We start from the raw sequence: 16091 nt of genomic DNA, 5'->3' as shown, positions 1-16091 counted from the left end.
CCGTAACGGTGAGCAAGTGTCTTGGTGCCGGCCTCTCCAGCCAGGTACGCCTGAACCACTCGACGCCGAAAACGTTCGTCGTACTTCGTCATGAAAAACACCCCAAAGGTTGGATCTAGTCCAACTTTTGGGGTGCAGTTCAGCGATGCAGGCCCTTTTCGTTCAGCGGTCCGACCGGTGGGCGGCGTTCAGAACGACGCGACCATCGAGCCCTTGAACTGCTTCTTGATGAATTCCTTCACTTCCGGCGACTGGTACGCCTTGACCAGCTTCTTCACCCACGGCTGATCCTTGTCCTTCGCGCGCACGGCGATCAGGTTCGCGTACGGGCTCGTCAGCGATTCGAGCGCGATCGCGTCCTTGGTCGGCTGCAGGTTCGCGGCCAGCGCGTAGTTCGTGTTGATCACGGCCGCGTCGACGTCCGACAGCACGCGCGGCAATTGCGCGGCGTCGAGTTCGGAGATCTTCAGCTTCTTCGGGTTCTCGGCGATGTCGAGCACCGTCGCGTTGTTGCCGCCCGTGCCGGCGCCGGCCTTCAGCTTGATCACGCCTTGCGTCTGCAGCAGCAGCAGCGCGCGGTTCTCGTTCGACGGATCGTTCGGCACCGCGAGCTTCGCGCCCTGCGGCAGATCCTTCAGCGACTTGAACTTCTTCGAGTACACGCCGATCGGCGAGATGTAGGTCAGGCCCGCGCTGACGATCTTGTAGCCGCGCTGCTTCACCTGGCTGTCGAGGTAGGGCTGGTGCTGGAAGCTGTTCGCGTCGAGGTCGCCCGAATCGAGCGCCGCGTTCGGCTGCACGTAGTCGTTGAACTCGATGACCTTCACGTTCAGGCCTTCCTTCTCTTTCGCGACCTTCTGCACGACTTGCCACACTTCCGAATCCGGGCCGGCGACCGTGCCGACCTTGATCACCTTGTCTTCGGCGTGCGCGCCTGCCGACAGCGTCAGCGCGGCGCCGGTGGCCAGCACGGAAAATACCTTCAGGAGACTGCGACGCTTCATCTGTTTCTCGCTTTCTTGCTTACTGGAAATGGGGCGCGATACGGGTATGCCCGGACTCGCAGGAAGGGCCAAATGGTGTCACAGGATCGGCGGGAAGTGAAATACATCCCGCTCATATGGGTATGCACCAGCGCAGTGCCGGCGGCCGCCGCACAACTCGGCCGTTAGTTGCATTTTTCCTCGACGCATCGACGCATCGACCCATTGGCCAATCGGCCGATACACGTCACGCCGCCACCGTCTCGTCGGCCGCCTTCGTGCCGAAAGCCGGCTCGGCCGCCCATGCACCGGTCCCGCGCGGCGACGGGCCGCCGGTATTGGCGACCCGGAACGCGCCGACCGCGTCGCGCAGCCGCGCGGCCTGTTCCTGCAGCGACGCAGCGGCCGCGGCCGCTTCCTCGACCAGCGCCGCATTCTGCTGCGTCACCTGGTCCATCTGCGTGACCGCGCGGCCGACCTGCGTGATGCCGCTCGCCTGCTCCTCGGACGCCGCCGCGATCTCGCCCATGATGTCGGTCACGCGTGCGACCGCCTGCAGGATCTCGCCCATCGTCGTGCCGGCCTGACCGACCAGCGTCGAGCCGTTGCGCACGCGCTCGACCGAATCGACGATCAGCGCGCGGATCTCCTTCGCGGCCGTCGCGCTGCGCTGCGCGAGCGAGCGCACCTCGCCCGCGACCACCGCGAAGCCGCGGCCCTGCTCGCCCGCGCGCGCGGCTTCGACCGCCGCGTTCAGCGCGAGGATGTTGGTCTGGAACGCGATGCCCTCGATCACGCCGATGATGTCGGCGATCTTGCGCGAGCTGTCGTCGATCTCGCCCATCGTGCCGATCACGCGGTTCACGACGTCGCTGCCCGCACGCGCGATGTCCGACGCATTGTTCGCGAGCCCGCTCGCCTGCCGCGCGTTGTCCGCGTTCTGCTTCACCGTCGCGGTCAGCTGCTCCATGCTCGCGGCGGTTTCCTCGAGCGACGCGGCCTGCTCCTCGGTGCGCTGCGACAGGTCGTCGTTGCCGGCCGAAATCTGGCGGCTCGCCGACGCGATCGATTCGGCCGACTGGCGAATCCCGCCGATCGTCGCCTGCAACCGTGCCTGCATGTCGTGCATCGCGGCCATCATGCTGGTGCGATCGCCCGCGCGCACCGGCACCGGCTGCGTCAGGTCGCCCTGCGCGATGCGCGTCGCGAGCGCGGCCGCTTCGTCCGGCTCGCCGCCGAGGCTGCCGCGCACGTTGCGGATGATCACCAGCATCGCCGCGCTGATCACGAAGCCGATCACGAACACCATGGCCAGATGGCCGAACAGCGTCCGGTAGTACACGGTGTCGATGTCCTTCAGGAACACGCCGCTCGAGATGTTCCAGTCCCACGGCGCGAACCGCGTGACGTAGCTGATCTTCGGCACGGCCGTCTCGCTGTGCGGCAGCCGCCCGCGATATTCGGCGAAGCCGCTGCCGGTCGCCTTCGCCGCGTTCAGGATCGTCACGAACAGCGGCTTGCCGTCCGGATCGAGATAGTCGCCGACCTGCGTGTTGACGAGTTTCGGCAGCGTCGGATGCATCAGCACGACCGGCTTCGAATCCATCACGAACACGTAGCCCGAATCGCCGTAGCGCATCGCGGCGAGGCTCGCGAGCGCGTCGCGCTTCGCGTCGGCCTCGGGCAGCGTGCCGCTCTGCGCGAGCGCGTGATAGGCCTTCACGATGCCCGCCGCCGAGTCGACGAGATTCGCGATGCCGGCCTTGCGTTCGGCGAGCATCGTCGCGCGCGTCTCGTAGGCGCTCCATGCGCCGACGCCCAGAAGACCGATCCATACCAGCGCAAGCGCGAGCCACAGCTTGCGGTTCAAACTCATTCTGCTCATCTGCGTGCCTCTGTCGATGTCGATGCATCCGACGCGCGAACGGCCGGCCGCGCGCAAACGGTTGCTCTTTTATTTACGGCAACGAGGCTTACATCTTGAATACGCGTCGCCGCGGCGAACCGGCGATCGACAGGCTCCCACGCGGCGCGCCGGCGCGACAGCCCGCATCCGCTGTGCTAAAAAGACCGGCTGGCCGGCGCGCGAAGCGCCGGCATCATTCCAGGGGCATCCATGTACGTCATCGACATCCACTACACCGCGTCGCTCGAGCGCATCGACGACGCGCTCGAGCGCCATCGCGCGTACCTGCAGCCGCAGTTCGACAAGGGCATCTTCATCGCGGCGGGGCCGAAGGTGCCGCGCGCAGGCGGCATGATCCTCGCGGCCCGCATCGATCGCGACGCACTCGACGCGATCCTCGAGACCGACCCGTTCGTCACCGAGGGGCTCGCCACGTATCGCGTGACGGAATTCCGGATCACCCGCGCCGCGTCGGGCTTCAACGTGCCGGCGCTGCCGTAACGCGGCTTCGGCGCAATACGTGCGCAATACGCGCGCATGCCGACGCGCCGCCCGGCGGGCAGCGCATGCGCGCAAAGATGAGAGCGGGGAAACGTGACGGCGCGAACACGACCGTCACGCGAAACGCCGGACGGGCGCCCGGCGGCGGCCGGTCAGTCGACCAGCAGCTTCAGGTCGTGGACCCACGGGGCCGGGCCCTGGCCGTCGCGCACGAACAGGCGCAGCTTGCCGTCGCGGTCGAACACGTAGCTCGCGGCCGTGTGATCCATCGTGTAGCTGCCAGGCGTCTTGCCGGGCACCTTCGCGTAGTACACGCGGAAATCCTTCGTGACCTTCTTGAGCTGCGCTTCGTCGGCCGGCCGCAGGCCGATGAACGACGGATCGAACGCGGGCACGTACTGGCCGAGCAGCGCCGGCGTGTCGCGCTCCGGATCGACGGTGACGAACAGCACCTGCACGCGCTTCGCGGCATCCGGCCCGAGCTGCTTCAGCGCTTCGGACAATTCCGCCATCGTGGTCGGGCACACGTCCGGGCAATGCGTATAGCCGAAGAACATCACGACGGCCTTGCCCTTGAAGTCGGCTAGCGTGCGGACCTTGCCGCTCGTATCGGGCAGCGCGAAGTCGCTGCCGAACTGCGTGTTGCCGGTGATGTCGAGATTCTGGAATTTCGGCGCGTTGTCGCATCCGGCGAGCAGCAGCGCTGCCGTGAATGCGCACGCGAGCATCCAGCCTTGGCGCGCGCGGCGCCCGAACCGTGATGGGAGCATTGCGTTCAAACCGTGCGGTTACACGCCGAGCAGCGGGCGTGCGTAGTGATCGACGAGCAGCGCGGCAAACAGCAGCGACAGATAGACGATCGAGTAGCGGAAGGCCTTGCGGGCGAGTTCGTCCGAATAGTCGCGATGGATCTTCCACGCATACGCGAGGAACACCGCGCCGAGCAGTACCGCGCTCGTCAGGTAGACGGCCCCGCTCATCCCGGAAATGAAGGGCATCAGCGTGACCGCGAACAGGATCACCGTGTACAGCAGGATGTGCAGCCGCGTGAACTTCTCGCCGTGCGTGACGGGCAGCATCGGCAGCCCCGCGTTCTCGTAATCCTTGCGGCGATAGAGCGCGAGCACCCAGAAATGCGGCGGCGTCCACACGAAGATGATCAGCACGAGGATCCACGCGTCGCCCGGCACCGCGCCGGTGACGGCGGCCCAGCCGAGCGCCGGCGGCATCGCGCCCGACGCGCCGCCGATCACGATGTTCTGCGGCGTCATCGGCTTGAGCAGCAGCGTGTAGATCACCGCGTAGCCGACGAACGTCGCGATCGTCAGCCACATCGTCAACGGATTCGTGAACGTATAGAGCGTCCATGCGCCGACGCTGCCGAGCACGGCCGAGAACAGCAGGATCTGCGGCGTCGTGATCTCGCCGCGCGCGGACGGGCGCCATGCGGTGCGGCGCATCATCGCGTCGATCTTCTGTTCGACGAGGCAGTTGATCGCGAACGCGGCGCCGGCCAGCAGCCAGATGCCGACGGTGCCGCCGATCAGCACATGCCACGGCACCATGCCCGGCGTCGCGAGGAACATGCCGATCACCGCGCAGAACACCGCGAGCTGCGTGACACGCGGCTTCGTCAGCGCCATGTACTGGGAAAAGCGGCTACCGGGCGATTGGGAGAGGGTGCTTTGCATGGGGGCGGTCACGCCGGGGCGGCGTCGCGCGCAGGCTGCGCGACACGGCCGGGGCGGCTTGAAAGGATGCGAAAGTTTAACATGACGACGAGCAGCAGCAGGATCGCGGCCCCGCCGTTGTGCGCGACGGCGACGGGCAGCGGCCACTGCAGCACGATGTTGGTCAGGCCCGTCACGAACTGCAGCAGGACGACCAGCAGCACGCCGTTCGCGGGCCGCCGCAGCGATTCGAAGCGGCGCATCTTCAGCGCGAACGCGACCAGGTACGCGACCACGACGAACGCGAACGTGCGGTGCGTCCAGTGGATCGCGACCAGCGCGTCCTGCGTGATCGCGTCGCCGTCCTTCGTCATCCCGAGCGCGCGCCACAGGTGGAAGCCATGCTGGAAGTCCATCGGCGGAATCCACTGGCCGTTGCAGGTCGGGAAGTCGGTGCACGCAAGCACCGCGTAGTTCGTGCTCACCCAGCCGCCGAGCGCGATCTGCACGACCAGCAGCACGAGCGCCGCGAGCGCGGCCGCACGGTAACGCCCGGCCTCGGGGTCATACGACGGCAGCGGCGTCTGGCGCGCCGCGAGCCAACCCAGCGTGCCGAGCAGCGTGAGGCCGAGCAGCAAGTGGATCGTGACGATCACCGGTTGCAGCTTCATCGTGACCGTCCATGCGCCGAACGCGCCCTGCACGAGAATCAGCAGCAGCAGGCTCGTCGGCCACCACGGCGACACGTGCAGCGGGCGGCGGCGCAGCCGCGCGGCCCATGCGATCGCGGTCTGCGCGATGATCAGCACGCCGATCGCCATCGCGAAATAGCGGTGGATCATCTCGATCCACGCCTTCGTCATGCTGACCGGCCCGGTCGGCATCGCCTGGTGCGCGGCCGTGATCGCCGCGTGCGCGATGAACGGCGACGACGTGCCGTAGCAGCCTGGCCAGTCGGGACAGCCGAGCCCCGAATCGGTCAGCCGCGTGAAGCCGCCGAACATCACGAGGTCGAGGGTCAGGAAGGTGGTGATCCACACGAGCTTGCGGAACTTGTCGTCGTCGGCCTTCACCCACACGTACGACAGCGGCAGCAGCGCGATGCACAAGCCGATCAGGCCGAGTTGCAGTAGATACGACATCGGAATGGTGCCTCGTTCTCTCGCCTTAACCGATGCTCGACCACTTCAGCAGCTTCGTCACGTCCGACTTGATCTTGCTGGGATTCGGGTCTTTCGGGAAACGCATCATCAGGTTGCCGTTCGGGTCGACCATGTAGATGTGGTCGCTGTCCTTCGTGCCGGCGTCGGCCGGCAGCCACGCGGCCACCGCGGCCGGATCGGCGACGAGCCGGCGCGTGTCCGGATACGCGTCCAGCACCTTCTGCGGCACCGCGCCCGCATCGCTGCGCAGCCACACCATCGTGATCCGGTGCCGTTCGCCCGCCTGCGTGACGCGGATCTGGCGCATGAAATAGAGCTTCTGCGCGCACGCGTCGTCGCACGCGCTGCGGTCGGTCATCACGAACAGCCAGACGCCGCGCAGCGACGACAGCGGCACCGTCTTGCCGGCTTCGTCGGTGACCTGCAGATCCGCCGGGATCGGGCGCTGCGGCTCGATCAGCGTGCCGTAGTTGGTCGACCCGCCCTTCGGCTTGATCACGTAATAGGTGAAGTACGACGCGATCATCGGCGCGGCGCACACGAGACCCAGCAGCACGAGCATCCAGCGGCCGCGCTTGCGGGCCGCGGGCGACATCGGCGCAGCGGCCGGACCCTGACGGGGAGATTGCATGGACAAATCAGACCTCTCGAAACGAACCCGCGGCGCGCTCGCCGCGTCCTGGCATGACGCTCACGCGCCGGCCGACTTCTTCGCCGCACGCCGCGCGGCGTACAGCCCGAAGCCGAGCGCGGCCGCCGCCATCGCCCACCACTGAAACATGTAACCGTAATTGCGCTCGACGCCGGTCGTCGCCGCCGGCCAGTCGCGCACGAGCTTGTCGCCGTCGTCGCTCGTCTGCTGGATCACGAACGGCTGCAGCGGCAGCCCGGTTTCCTTCGCATACGCGGCGACGTCGAGGTTCTGGCGGATCTTCTGATGCGCGGCCGATCCGCCTTCGCCGAGCTCGAACGCGCGCGACGCATCGGCGCGCGCGATGCCGACGATCTCGACGTCGCCCGCCGGCGTCGCGAACGGCTCGATCGCCGTGCGATCGGCGATATTGCGCGGCAGCCACCCGCGGTTCACGAGCACGACGCCGCCGCCCGTGAGTTTAAACGGCATCACGACGTAAAAACCCGGCTGGTCGTTATACGGCCGATTGTCGAGGAACACCGCTTGCTCGGGCATGAAACGGCCCTTTGCCCGCACGCGATGAAACTCGATCGACGCGAGCGGAACCGGCTGCGCGCCGATGTCGACAGGGGCCGCCTGCTCGTAGCGCTCGATGCTCGCCTGCAGCGCTTCCTTCTGGTGCGCGCGGTCGCGCTGCCAGAAACCGAGACGGACCGTGACGGCGACGACGACGAGGATCAGCAACGCGGGCAGCCAGCGGATCTTCATCATGCGGCCCGCCCGGCACCTGCGCGAAAGCGAAGTGCGATAATTATCCTCTTCCTTTCGAATTGCCGTCGTCCGGTTCGTGTCATGCACATACTCGTTCCCATCGCCTTCGTCCTCATCATTGCCAGCATGGGCTCGGCGCTCTACTTCATGATGCACGACCGCGGCCATACGAAGCGCATGGTCTGGTCGCTCGCCACCCGCGTCGGGCTGTCGGTGTCGCTGTTTCTGCTCATCCTGTTCGCGAACTGGATGGGCTGGATCCATTCGACCGGCCTGCCGATCGGGCGTTGATGCCGTTGCCGCGCCGGCCGCTGTGACATTTCGCCGCACGGCCGCGCCACCAAGCAAAAGCGCCGCCTGACTGAGTCGCGGCGGCGCCAGGGTGGTGTCGGTCGCGGCTTCGCCGCCGCGCGCTCGACACCAATGAAAACGGCCCGCGCATTGCTGCGCGGGCCGTCGTTCCATTTACAGCCAGTAGACGACGACGTACAGGCCGAGCCAGACGACGTCGACGAAGTGCCAGTACCACGCGGCGCCTTCGAAGGCGAAGTGGTGATCGGGCTTGAAGTGGCCGCGGATCATCCGCACCAGCACCACCGCGAGCATCGTGCCGCCGAGGAACACGTGGAAGCCGTGGAAGCCGGTCAGCAGGAAGAACGTCGAACCGTACACGCCCGAGTTCAGCGTCAGGTTCAGTTCGTTGTACGCGTGGTAGTACTCGAAGCCCTGCAGGAACAGGAAGCAGATACCGAACACGAGCGTCGCGGCCAGCCACGCGATCGCCTTCTTGCGATGATCGTCACGCAGCGCGTGGTGCGAGATCGTCAGCGTCACGCCCGAAGACAGCAGGAACGCGGTGTTCAGCGTCGGGACCGGCCACGGGCCCATCGTCTTGAAGTGACCGGCGAGCGCGGCGGGGCCTTCGTTCGGCCACACGGCGGAGAAGTCCGGCCAGATCAGCTTGTAGTCGAGGCTGCCGAGCTGGTGCAGCGCGATTTCACGCGCATAGAACAGCGCGCCGAAGAACGCGCCGAAGAACATCACTTCCGAGAAGATGAACCAGCTCATGCTCCAGCGGTACGACTTGTCGACGTTCTTGCCGTAATGACCGCCTTCCGATTCGGCGATCGCGTCGCCGAACCAGTGATACAGCGTGAAGAGCAACCACAGCAGGCCGAGCAGCGCCGTAAACGGCGCCCAGTCGTGACCGTTGATCCACAGCGCTACCGAGCCGAGCATGACCAGCAGGCCGATGGCCGCGCTGATCGGATGCTGCGACGGATGCGGCACGAAATAGTACGGGGTCTGGTTTTGACCGCTCATGCTTGATTCTCCACTTCAGTCCAATTTGTGTACCGGAAACCGCTCCGGCTTTATTTCTTGCGCGGCGAGACCGCCACCGCTCTTTCCTGCACGCCGCGCCGTGGCGCCGCGCACTGCATTCTTTCGTCGCCGCGGGCCGCTAGCTGCTAACTGCGCCCTCAACCCACGACGGCACGCACGATCAGGATCAGCACGCCGATGAACACGCCGGCCGCGATCAACGCGACGATCAGCACGTGCAGCGGATTGAGCTGCGTCGCGTCGGCCTCCAGGTCGCGCCGCTTGCGCACCCCGAAGAACGACCACAGCACCGCTTTCAGCGCCTGACCGAACGTACCGCTCCGCTTGACCTCCGTCATCGCCCCGCCTCCGTCGTCATGCATCCGGCTTCGCCGCACCCTGCGCCGCCGTACTGCGCTGCGCCGGGGCCGGCGTGGCCGGGGTATTCAGCTCGAAGAACGTGTACGACAGCGTGATCGTCTTCACGTCCTTCGGCAATTTCGGGTCGATCACGAACACCACCGGCATCTTGCGCGACTCGTTCGCGGTCAGCGTCTGCTGCGTGAAGCAAAAGCACTCGATCTTCTTGAAGAACTCCGTCGCCTGCTTCGGCGCGTAGCTCGGAATCGCCTGCGCGACGACCGGCCGGCCCTGCCCGTTCGTCACGTCGTACACGATCGTCGTCAGTTCGCCCGGATGCACGTCGAGACTGTTGTGCTCCGGCTTGAAGCCGAGCGGCCCGCGCGCGTTCGCATCGAACTCGACCGACACCGTGCGGCTGTAGTCGACCTGCGAGTTCTTCACCTCGCGCTCGCTGACATCGCGCTGCACCAGGTTGTTGATGCCGGTGATCTGGCAGATCGCCCGATACATCGGGATCAGCGCGAAGCCGAAACCGAACATCAGCCCGGCCACGACGAAGAGCTTCACCAGCATCGAACGATTGAACGCGCGATCCGCGGCGCCCTCTTCCGGCTTCGACATACGACGACTTCCTCGCTACTGCGTCAGTTACTGCATCAGTGGGTGGACAGCCACCACTGCTTGATCACGACACCCACAAAAAAAACGGCGGCGATGACGAGCAGGGTGAGGCCGAGCCGCTTGTTGCCCGCGCGGATCTGCTCGGGCGTTCGTCTTTCTTGTGGATTCCGGGTCATCTGAAACTTCGCTGAAACTTCCGTTTCGCGCCCGCCGCGCCTGCCTGCGCGGCAGGCAGCGGCGGAACGCTAGGTGAAACTTATTCGACGTGCGGCGGTTGCTCGAACGTGTGGAACGGAGCCGGGCTCGGGACCGTCCACTCGAGGCCCGTCGCGCCATCCCACGGCTTGTCCGACGCCTTTTCCAGCTCGCCGCCGCCACGGTAGGCCGGCAGCGCGACCGCGAACAGGAAGTACACCTGCGCGAGGCCGAAGCCGAATGCGCCGATCGTCGCCACCTGGTTGAAGTCCGTGAACTGCGCTGGGTAGTCCGCATAGCGGCGCGGCATGCCCGCGAGACCGACGAAGTGCATCGGGAAGAACGTCAGGTTGAAGAAGATCATCGACGCCCAGAAGTGGATCTTGCCGCGCGTCTCGTTGTACATCCAGCCCGTCCACTTCGGCGCCCAGTAGTACCAGCCCGAGAACAGCGCGAACAGCGAGCCGGCCACCAGCACGTAGTGGAAGTGCGCGACCACGAAGTAGGTGCCGTGATACTGGATGTCGAGCGGCGCCATCGCGAGCATCAGGCCCGTCAGGCCGCCGAACGTGAACACGAACAGGAAGCCGATCGCGAACAGCATCGGGGTTTCGAACGTCATCGAGCCGCGCCACATCGTCGCGAGCCAGTTGAACACCTTCACGCCCGTCGGCACCGCGATCAGCATCGTCGCGTACATGAAGAACAGCTGGCCGGTGACCGGCATGCCCGTGGCGAACATGTGGTGCGCCCAGACCATGAACGACAGGATCGCGATCGACGCCGTCGCGTACACCATCGAGCTATAGCCGAACAGCGTCTTGCGTGCGAACGCCGGGATCACCTGCGACACGATCCCGAACGCCGGCAGAATCATGATGTACACCTCGGGGTGGCCGAAGAACCAGAAGATGTGCTGGTACATCACCGGGTCGCCGCCGCCTGCCGCGTTGAAGAACGACGTGCCGAAGTGGCGGTCGAACAGCACCATCGTGATCGCGCCTGCCAGAACCGGCATCACGGCGATCAGCAGGTACGCGGTGATCAGCCACGTCCACGCGAACATCGGCATCTTCATCAGCGTCATGCCCGGTGCGCGCATGTTCAGGATCGTCACGACGATGTTGATCCCGCCCATGATCGACGATGCGCCCATGATGTGGACCGCGAAGATCGCGAAGTCCATGCCCGGGCCCATCTGCGTCGACAGCGGTGCGTACAGCGTCCAGCCGGCCGCCGTCGCGCCGCCCGGCGCGAAGAACGAACCGACCAGCAGCACGGCCGCGACCGGCAGCAGCCAGAAGCTGAAGTTGTTCATCCGCGCGAACGCCATGTCGGATGCGCCGATCTGCAGCGGAATCATCCAGTTCGCGAAGCCGACGAACGCCGGCATGATCGCGCCGAACACCATGATCAGGCCGTGCATCGTCGTGAGTTCGTTGAAGAACTCCGGACGCATGATCTGCAGGCCCGGCTCGAACAGCTCGGCACGGATGCCGAGTGCCATCACGCCGCCCGACAGGAACATGATGAACGAGAACAGCAGGTACAGCGTACCGATGTCCTTGTGGTTGGTGGCGAACAGCCAGCGACGCCAGCCGTGCGGGGCTTCGTGCGCGTGGTCGTCGTGCGCGTGGTCCGCGGCTACGTCGTGCCCGATGCTAGACATGAGAATCTCCTAATGCGAATACGTCGACTAACTCAGCGACACGTCAAGCCGCCGGGCCGATCTCGACACGCCGGGCTTCCTTCGCGTCAGCCCCGCCCGTGATCGTTTCCGGCTTTTTGAGAATAATGTGGTCTTCCGCCACGCCTGCTGCCTTCAGCGCATCGCGCACGGCCTGCGCCCGATGCTTCGCCAGTTCGGCGTTCGCGTCGGCCGAGCCCGTCTTGTCGGTGAAGCCCGACAGCGCGAGCTTCGCGTCCGGATGCGCCTTCGCATAGTCGGCCGCGGCGGCGATCGCCGCCTTCGCGTCGGCCGGCAGCACGCTCTTGCCCGTCTCGAAGTAGATCGTCGACAGCGCGGCCGATGCCGCTGCCGCCGGCTGCTCGGCGCCCGACGCGGCTTGCGCCGGCGCCGAAGCCGCTTCCGCCGGGGCCGCTGCCGTTGCCGCGCCTGCCGTGTCTTCCGGCAGCTTGCCGTTGCGTGCGTCGGCCACTTGCTTCGGCTGCAGCAGGTCGTTCTTGTGGTTGCCCCACGAGTTGCGTTCGTACGTGACGACCGAAGCGATGTCGAGGTCCGACAGCGACGCCCACGACGGCATCGCGCCCTTGCCGTGCAGCACGCGCTCGACGTGCGCGGCGATCGGGCCGTTCACGATCGGGCTGCCGTCCATCGCCGGGAATGCGCCGAGGCCCTTGCCGTTCACCTGGTGGCAAGCCGCGCAGTTCGCCTTGTAGACTTCCTCGCCGTGCGCGACGAGTTCGGCCATCGTGTAAACCTTGTTCGGGTCGACCGCCGCGCTGGCCAGCTTGGCCTTCTGCGCCGTCACCCACTTCGCGTAGTCGTCGTCCGACAGGACTTCGACGACGACCGGCATGTACGCGTGCTCCTTGCCGCACAGCTCGGTACAGAAGCCGCGGAACGTGCCGACCTTGTCGGCCTTGAACCACGTGTCGCGCACGAAGCCGGGGATCGCATCCTGCTTCACGCCGAACGCGGGCACGTACCACGAGTGGACGACGTCGTTCGCGGTCGTGATGATGCGGATCTTCTTGTTGACCGGCACGACGAGCGGGTTGTCGACTTCCTGCAGATAGGTGTCGGTGATCGGCTTCTTGCCCATCACTTCGTCGCGCGGGGTGGTCAGCGTCGACAGGAAGCCGATGCCCTCGCCCGGGCCCTTCACGTAGTCGTAGCCCCACTTCCACTGGTAGCCGGTGACCTTGATCGTGAGATCGGCGTTCGTCGTGTCCTTCATCGCGACGACGGCCTTCGTCGCCGGCAGCGCCATCAGCACGACGATGACGAACGGCACGATCGTCCAGATGATCTCGACGGTCGTGCTTTCATGGAAATTGGCGGCCTTGTGGCCCTTGGATTTGCGGTGCGCGAAGATCGAATAGAACATCACGCCGAACACGCCGACGAAGATCACCGTACACAGGATCAGCATCATCGTATGGAGATCGTAGAGCTCCTCGGCGATCTTCGTGACAGGCGGCTGAAAGTTGATCTCGTTGACACGGGGGCCGCCCGGGCTATCACCGACCGCCAGGGCCGCACCGGCAAAGAGCAATCCGCTGCATGCCAGCACGCCCGTGAGGGCTCGCTTGATTGTTTTCATAGCATCCTTACCCAAAATTTCCATTCAAACCCTCCCCCGTCGCAAGCCACCGGCCTCGTCCGGCCGATGACCGCGCCTCGTCAGCCGCAGCGCCTGAGCGACACGCGCAGTTCGTCGGCGAACTGCGCACGCTTGTACTGCGCGAGATGCTGCCCGATTACGACGGTCTGCCCGCGCGATACCAGCCGAATCGGATCGCGTGGCGTCGCACCCGGCTCGACCCGCACCCAGCGCGGGTTGAATTCGATCTGCGTGAGCCGCTCCGCATCCATCCGCTCGATCACGAGCCGGTGCGGAAACAGCCTGATGCGCTCGTAATCGACCGCATGGCGAGCATAGATCGCAAATGCGACACCCACCGCCAGCAACTCGATTCCGGTGAAGGGCATGACGAGCCAGACCCCTCTCCACATCAGCAACGCCGCGATCGCCAGCGAGAAGCCCGCGAGCGACGCGTAAAACAGCACGAACTGGCGTGGCGACACCGAACAGTTGCGTTTCATGAGCCAGTCTTCGAGGACCGGTTCGCTGTCCGCCGTCTCCGCCAAAACCCTCGCTGCTTCCATCGCCGCCTCACGCGAATGGCATGCGATGCATGCCTGCATCGGACTCGTCGCCCCGTATTGCGGGGACCCCGGGACGACAAGCTGACGCATTATAGGCGGGTTCAATGGCATCCACAAGCAAGCGCCTATCGCCCGCCAAGCCAAGTGCGACAAGCTTTCCGGCCGTTTTTGGCGCCAATTCGACCCCGCTTTGCGCCGCTAATTTCAGACATAACAAAACCCCTCTTTACCGCTTTACCGATTCTTCGGACGCCCCTTGCCGATGTCCTCGATGCGCACGATCCCGTGGCCTTCCGCGGTCGTGCGCGGCACGGCCTTCCACGCGTGGCCGTAGATCACCTCGAAGGTCAGCGGGATCGTGCCGTCCTCGCGCCGGCGCGCGTCCAGCGCGTCGCCGAGCGCCGCGCGAAAGCGTCGCGTCGCGTGCTGCGGCGCCGTGCGCTCGAACGGATAGGCGCCCCAGCGGCGCACGTCGGCCAGCAGGGAGTCGGGGGATTTGTAGGTGACGGTCAGCACTTCCTGGTCCATCACGGGAATCTCGAAGCCGCTCTCGACGAGCATGTCGCCGAGGTCGTGCATGTCGACGAAATCGATCACGCGCGCGGCGGGCGGCGCGATGCCGAGCGCCGCTTCGGCGTCCGCGCAGGCCGCGCGCAGCTCGCGCAGCGTGTCCGGGCCGAGCGTGCTGAACATCAGCAGGCCGTTCACGCGCAGCACGCGCTGCCATTCAGGAAACACCGTATCGGGACGCGAATGCCAGTGGAGCGCGAGATTCGACCAGATCAGGTCGAACGCGCCACCGGGAAACGGCAGCGCGGCGAAGTCGGCCTGCGCGACGCGCGGGCCGCGCTGGCCCAGCGCCCGGCCGAGCGACGCCGGCAGCCAGCGGCGCCAGTTGGTCTGCTCGACCTCGCGCTGGCCGGCCCGCGCGAGCATCGCGCCGGACAGGTCCACGCCGAACACAGGCGCCTCCGGAAAGCGCGCGCGCAGCGCCGGCAGGTCGTCGCCCGGGCCGCAGCCCGCGTCGAGTACGGCCGCGGGGCTCACCTTGATGTATTCGAGGCGCTCGTTCATCCGCTGCGCGATCTCGCGCGGCAGGAACGCGACCGCATCGAACGTGGCGGCACGGCGGTCGAAGATCCGCCGCAGGCGCCGGGTGTCATTGGCCGGACGGCCGGTTGAAGTCGAAGCTGGGGACATGTCGGGCACACTGGCGAAGAGCCCGAAGTATACTCGCTCGCCTCGCAAGCTTCATTGAGGCGGCGTGCCAGGAGTGTTGCGATGGTCCGCGGTTCCGCCGAGCGCACGATGCGCGTCGTTTTGTCGCAGGTTCGAACGCTGGTCGTGCGCGTTGCCGCGGTCGCATTGCCGAATCGCTGCGCGTTGTGCGGCAATTTGTCACACGGAGTGATTTGCGGCGCCTGCGATGCCGCGTACTGGAATGAAGCGAGGCTGCGCTGCGCGGTCTGCGCGCTGCCGCTCGGTGTCGGACATGCGCGATCGCCTGGCGGCCGTCGTACCGGCGCCGGCCGCGCGACCGCGTACCGGTGCGACGCGTGCCGCACCGCGCCGCCGCCGTTCGATGCGACGCTCGCGCTTGCCGATTACCGCGCACCGCTCGACGGGCTCGCGCGCGGCCTGAAGTTTCACGCGCGACTCGCGCTCGGCGGCGAATTCGCGGCCCGGCTCGCCCGGCTGGTCGACGATACGCACGGCGCGAGCGGCTTCGACCTCGTCGCGCCGGTGCCGCTGTCGCACCGGCGGCTCGTCGCGCGCGGCTACAACCAGGCGTGGGCGATCGCACGTCCGCTCGCGCGCCGGCTCGGCGTGCAAGCGGACGCAACCTTGCTCACGCGCGTCGCCGACACCGCGCCGCAGTCGCGGCTCGACCGGCACGCACGGCGCGACAACGTGATGACGGCTTTCGCGGTGGCCGGCGGCGTCGCCGGCCGCCACATCGCGCTCGTCGACGACGTGATGACGTCCGGCGCGACGCTCGCGGCGGCCGCGCAGGCGCTGAAGGCGGCGGGCGCCGCGCGCGTGACGAATCTGGTTGCGCTGCGCACCGCCAGGGATTAATTAGAGAGAGAGAGAGACCGGCCGCCGCG

General features: G+C 66.4%; 18 protein-coding genes. 3 read left to right on the top strand and 15 right to left on the bottom strand.

What is annotated here, in order from left to right:
* Nucleotides 1-188: 188 nt before the first annotated feature.
* On the bottom strand, nucleotides 189-1004 hold the full coding sequence (locus tag H0X95_RS19605) for a MetQ/NlpA family ABC transporter substrate-binding protein (protein ID WP_006486394.1): 816 nt from the start codon (nucleotides 1002-1004) through the stop codon (nucleotides 189-191).
* A 226-nt stretch (nucleotides 1005-1230) separates the two neighbouring features.
* Complete coding sequence (locus tag H0X95_RS19600) at nucleotides 1231-2868, bottom strand: methyl-accepting chemotaxis protein (RefSeq protein ID WP_043206215.1); 1638 nt, start codon at nucleotides 2866-2868, stop codon at nucleotides 1231-1233.
* 231 nt (nucleotides 2869-3099) lie between these two features.
* On the opposite strand from H0X95_RS19600, the gene H0X95_RS19595 reads away from it, so the two are divergent.
* Complete coding sequence (locus H0X95_RS19595; protein WP_006486398.1) at nucleotides 3100-3390, top strand: YciI family protein; 291 nt, start codon at nucleotides 3100-3102, stop codon at nucleotides 3388-3390.
* A gap of 152 nt (nucleotides 3391-3542) precedes the next feature.
* On the opposite strand, the gene H0X95_RS19590 is transcribed toward H0X95_RS19595, so the two are convergent.
* Genes H0X95_RS19590 through H0X95_RS19570 form a run of 5 tightly spaced genes read right to left on the bottom strand, consistent with a single transcriptional unit; the run spans nucleotide 3543 to nucleotide 7625 of the window.
* Nucleotides 3543-4160 (bottom strand): SCO family protein, encoded by a 618-nt coding sequence (locus tag H0X95_RS19590; RefSeq protein WP_034201339.1) that lies wholly within the window; start codon nucleotides 4158-4160, stop codon nucleotides 3543-3545.
* Nucleotides 4161-4178: 18 nt separating this feature from the next.
* Nucleotides 4179-5081, bottom strand: a complete 903-nt coding sequence (cyoE, locus tag H0X95_RS19585) for a heme o synthase (protein WP_006477738.1) — start codon at nucleotides 5079-5081, stop codon at nucleotides 4179-4181.
* Nucleotides 5082-5089: 8 nt separating this feature from the next.
* Nucleotides 5090-6202 carry a COX15/CtaA family protein gene (locus H0X95_RS19580; RefSeq protein WP_059723972.1) on the bottom strand — a complete coding sequence of 371 codons (1113 nt, stop codon included), beginning with the start codon at nucleotides 6200-6202 and terminating at the stop codon, nucleotides 5090-5092.
* A gap of 25 nt (nucleotides 6203-6227) precedes the next feature.
* Nucleotides 6228-6854, bottom strand: a complete 627-nt coding sequence (locus tag H0X95_RS19575) for an SCO family protein (RefSeq protein ID WP_012492387.1) — start codon at nucleotides 6852-6854, stop codon at nucleotides 6228-6230.
* 60 nt (nucleotides 6855-6914) lie between these two features.
* Nucleotides 6915-7625, bottom strand: a complete 711-nt coding sequence (locus H0X95_RS19570) for an SURF1 family protein (RefSeq protein ID WP_059723993.1) — start codon at nucleotides 7623-7625, stop codon at nucleotides 6915-6917.
* Nucleotides 7626-7709: 84 nt separating this feature from the next.
* Here H0X95_RS19570 and H0X95_RS19565 point away from each other — a divergent pair, with 84 nt between their 5' ends.
* The gene (locus H0X95_RS19565) at nucleotides 7710-7919 is read left to right on the top strand and encodes a twin transmembrane helix small protein (RefSeq protein ID WP_006477735.1); all 210 of its coding nucleotides are present in this window, start codon (nucleotides 7710-7712) and stop codon (nucleotides 7917-7919) included.
* A gap of 174 nt (nucleotides 7920-8093) precedes the next feature.
* On the opposite strand, the gene H0X95_RS19560 is transcribed toward H0X95_RS19565, so the two are convergent.
* The 8 genes from H0X95_RS19560 to H0X95_RS19525 form a co-directional block, all read right to left on the bottom strand.
* On the bottom strand, nucleotides 8094-8951 hold the full coding sequence (locus H0X95_RS19560) for a cytochrome c oxidase subunit 3 (protein WP_006486364.1): 858 nt from the start codon (nucleotides 8949-8951) through the stop codon (nucleotides 8094-8096).
* Nucleotides 8952-9109: 158 nt separating this feature from the next.
* Complete coding sequence (locus H0X95_RS19555) at nucleotides 9110-9310, bottom strand: DUF2970 domain-containing protein (protein WP_006486367.1); 201 nt, start codon at nucleotides 9308-9310, stop codon at nucleotides 9110-9112.
* Between the two features lie 16 nt (nucleotides 9311-9326).
* On the bottom strand, nucleotides 9327-9935 hold the full coding sequence (locus H0X95_RS19550) for a cytochrome c oxidase assembly protein (RefSeq protein WP_059723974.1): 609 nt from the start codon (nucleotides 9933-9935) through the stop codon (nucleotides 9327-9329).
* 35 nt (nucleotides 9936-9970) lie between these two features.
* A complete protein-coding gene (locus H0X95_RS19545) occupies nucleotides 9971-10111 on the bottom strand; it encodes a cytochrome oxidase small assembly protein (RefSeq protein WP_006486385.1) in 141 nt (46 codons plus the stop codon).
* Nucleotides 10112-10191: 80 nt separating this feature from the next.
* Nucleotides 10192-11799 (bottom strand): cytochrome c oxidase subunit I, encoded by a 1608-nt coding sequence (gene ctaD / locus H0X95_RS19540; RefSeq protein ID WP_006477731.1) that lies wholly within the window; start codon nucleotides 11797-11799, stop codon nucleotides 10192-10194.
* 43 nt (nucleotides 11800-11842) lie between these two features.
* Nucleotides 11843-13441 (bottom strand): cytochrome c oxidase subunit II, encoded by a 1599-nt coding sequence (gene coxB, locus H0X95_RS19535; protein ID WP_006477730.1) that lies wholly within the window; start codon nucleotides 13439-13441, stop codon nucleotides 11843-11845.
* Between the two features lie 56 nt (nucleotides 13442-13497).
* Entirely contained in the window at nucleotides 13498-14022 is a 525-nt protein-coding gene (locus H0X95_RS19530; RefSeq protein WP_006486400.1) for a DUF2244 domain-containing protein, read from the bottom strand.
* A gap of 195 nt (nucleotides 14023-14217) precedes the next feature.
* On the bottom strand, nucleotides 14218-15183 hold the full coding sequence (locus tag H0X95_RS19525) for a methyltransferase domain-containing protein (protein ID WP_048986797.1): 966 nt from the start codon (nucleotides 15181-15183) through the stop codon (nucleotides 14218-14220).
* Nucleotides 15184-15264: 81 nt separating this feature from the next.
* Here H0X95_RS19525 and H0X95_RS19520 point away from each other — a divergent pair, with 81 nt between their 5' ends.
* Nucleotides 15265-16062, top strand: coding sequence for a ComF family protein (locus H0X95_RS19520; RefSeq protein WP_058901827.1), 798 nt, complete (start codon nucleotides 15265-15267; stop codon nucleotides 16060-16062).
* Nucleotides 16063-16091: the final 29 nt, after the last annotated feature.

The organism is Burkholderia sp. 9779_493, assembly GCF_015712215.1.
Lineage (GTDB): Bacteria > Pseudomonadota > Gammaproteobacteria > Burkholderiales > Burkholderiaceae > Burkholderia > Burkholderia cenocepacia.
The sequence above is the reverse complement of the archived record's forward strand: the minus strand, read 5'-3'. Positions and strand labels throughout refer to the sequence as shown.

What these genes read in the sequence shown, in the direction of transcription:
- H0X95_RS19605 (WP_006486394.1), bottom strand. Translation starts at nt 1,004, where the DNA reads ATGAAGCGTCGCAGTCTCCTGAAGGTATTTTCCGTGCTGGCCACCGGC.
- H0X95_RS19600 (WP_043206215.1), bottom strand. Translation starts at nt 2,868, where the DNA reads ATGAGCAGAATGAGTTTGAACCGCAAGCTGTGGCTCGCGCTTGCGCTG.
- H0X95_RS19595 (WP_006486398.1), top strand. Translation starts at nt 3,100, where the DNA reads ATGTACGTCATCGACATCCACTACACCGCGTCGCTCGAGCGCATCGAC.
- H0X95_RS19590 (WP_034201339.1), bottom strand. Translation starts at nt 4,160, where the DNA reads ATGCTCCCATCACGGTTCGGGCGCCGCGCGCGCCAAGGCTGGATGCTC.
- cyoE (WP_006477738.1), bottom strand. Translation starts at nt 5,081, where the DNA reads ATGCAAAGCACCCTCTCCCAATCGCCCGGTAGCCGCTTTTCCCAGTAC.
- H0X95_RS19580 (WP_059723972.1), bottom strand. Translation starts at nt 6,202, where the DNA reads ATGTCGTATCTACTGCAACTCGGCCTGATCGGCTTGTGCATCGCGCTG.
- H0X95_RS19575 (WP_012492387.1), bottom strand. Translation starts at nt 6,854, where the DNA reads ATGCAATCTCCCCGTCAGGGTCCGGCCGCTGCGCCGATGTCGCCCGCG.
- H0X95_RS19570 (WP_059723993.1), bottom strand. Translation starts at nt 7,625, where the DNA reads ATGAAGATCCGCTGGCTGCCCGCGTTGCTGATCCTCGTCGTCGTCGCC.
- H0X95_RS19565 (WP_006477735.1), top strand. Translation starts at nt 7,710, where the DNA reads ATGCACATACTCGTTCCCATCGCCTTCGTCCTCATCATTGCCAGCATG.
- H0X95_RS19560 (WP_006486364.1), bottom strand. Translation starts at nt 8,951, where the DNA reads ATGAGCGGTCAAAACCAGACCCCGTACTATTTCGTGCCGCATCCGTCG.
- H0X95_RS19555 (WP_006486367.1), bottom strand. Translation starts at nt 9,310, where the DNA reads ATGACGGAGGTCAAGCGGAGCGGTACGTTCGGTCAGGCGCTGAAAGCG.
- H0X95_RS19550 (WP_059723974.1), bottom strand. Translation starts at nt 9,935, where the DNA reads ATGTCGAAGCCGGAAGAGGGCGCCGCGGATCGCGCGTTCAATCGTTCG.
- H0X95_RS19545 (WP_006486385.1), bottom strand. Translation starts at nt 10,111, where the DNA reads ATGACCCGGAATCCACAAGAAAGACGAACGCCCGAGCAGATCCGCGCG.
- ctaD (WP_006477731.1), bottom strand. Translation starts at nt 11,799, where the DNA reads ATGTCTAGCATCGGGCACGACGTAGCCGCGGACCACGCGCACGACGAC.
- coxB (WP_006477730.1), bottom strand. Translation starts at nt 13,441, where the DNA reads ATGGAAATTTTGGGTAAGGATGCTATGAAAACAATCAAGCGAGCCCTC.
- H0X95_RS19530 (WP_006486400.1), bottom strand. Translation starts at nt 14,022, where the DNA reads ATGCAGGCATGCATCGCATGCCATTCGCGTGAGGCGGCGATGGAAGCA.
- H0X95_RS19525 (WP_048986797.1), bottom strand. Translation starts at nt 15,183, where the DNA reads ATGTCCCCAGCTTCGACTTCAACCGGCCGTCCGGCCAATGACACCCGG.
- H0X95_RS19520 (WP_058901827.1), top strand. Translation starts at nt 15,265, where the DNA reads ATGGTCCGCGGTTCCGCCGAGCGCACGATGCGCGTCGTTTTGTCGCAG.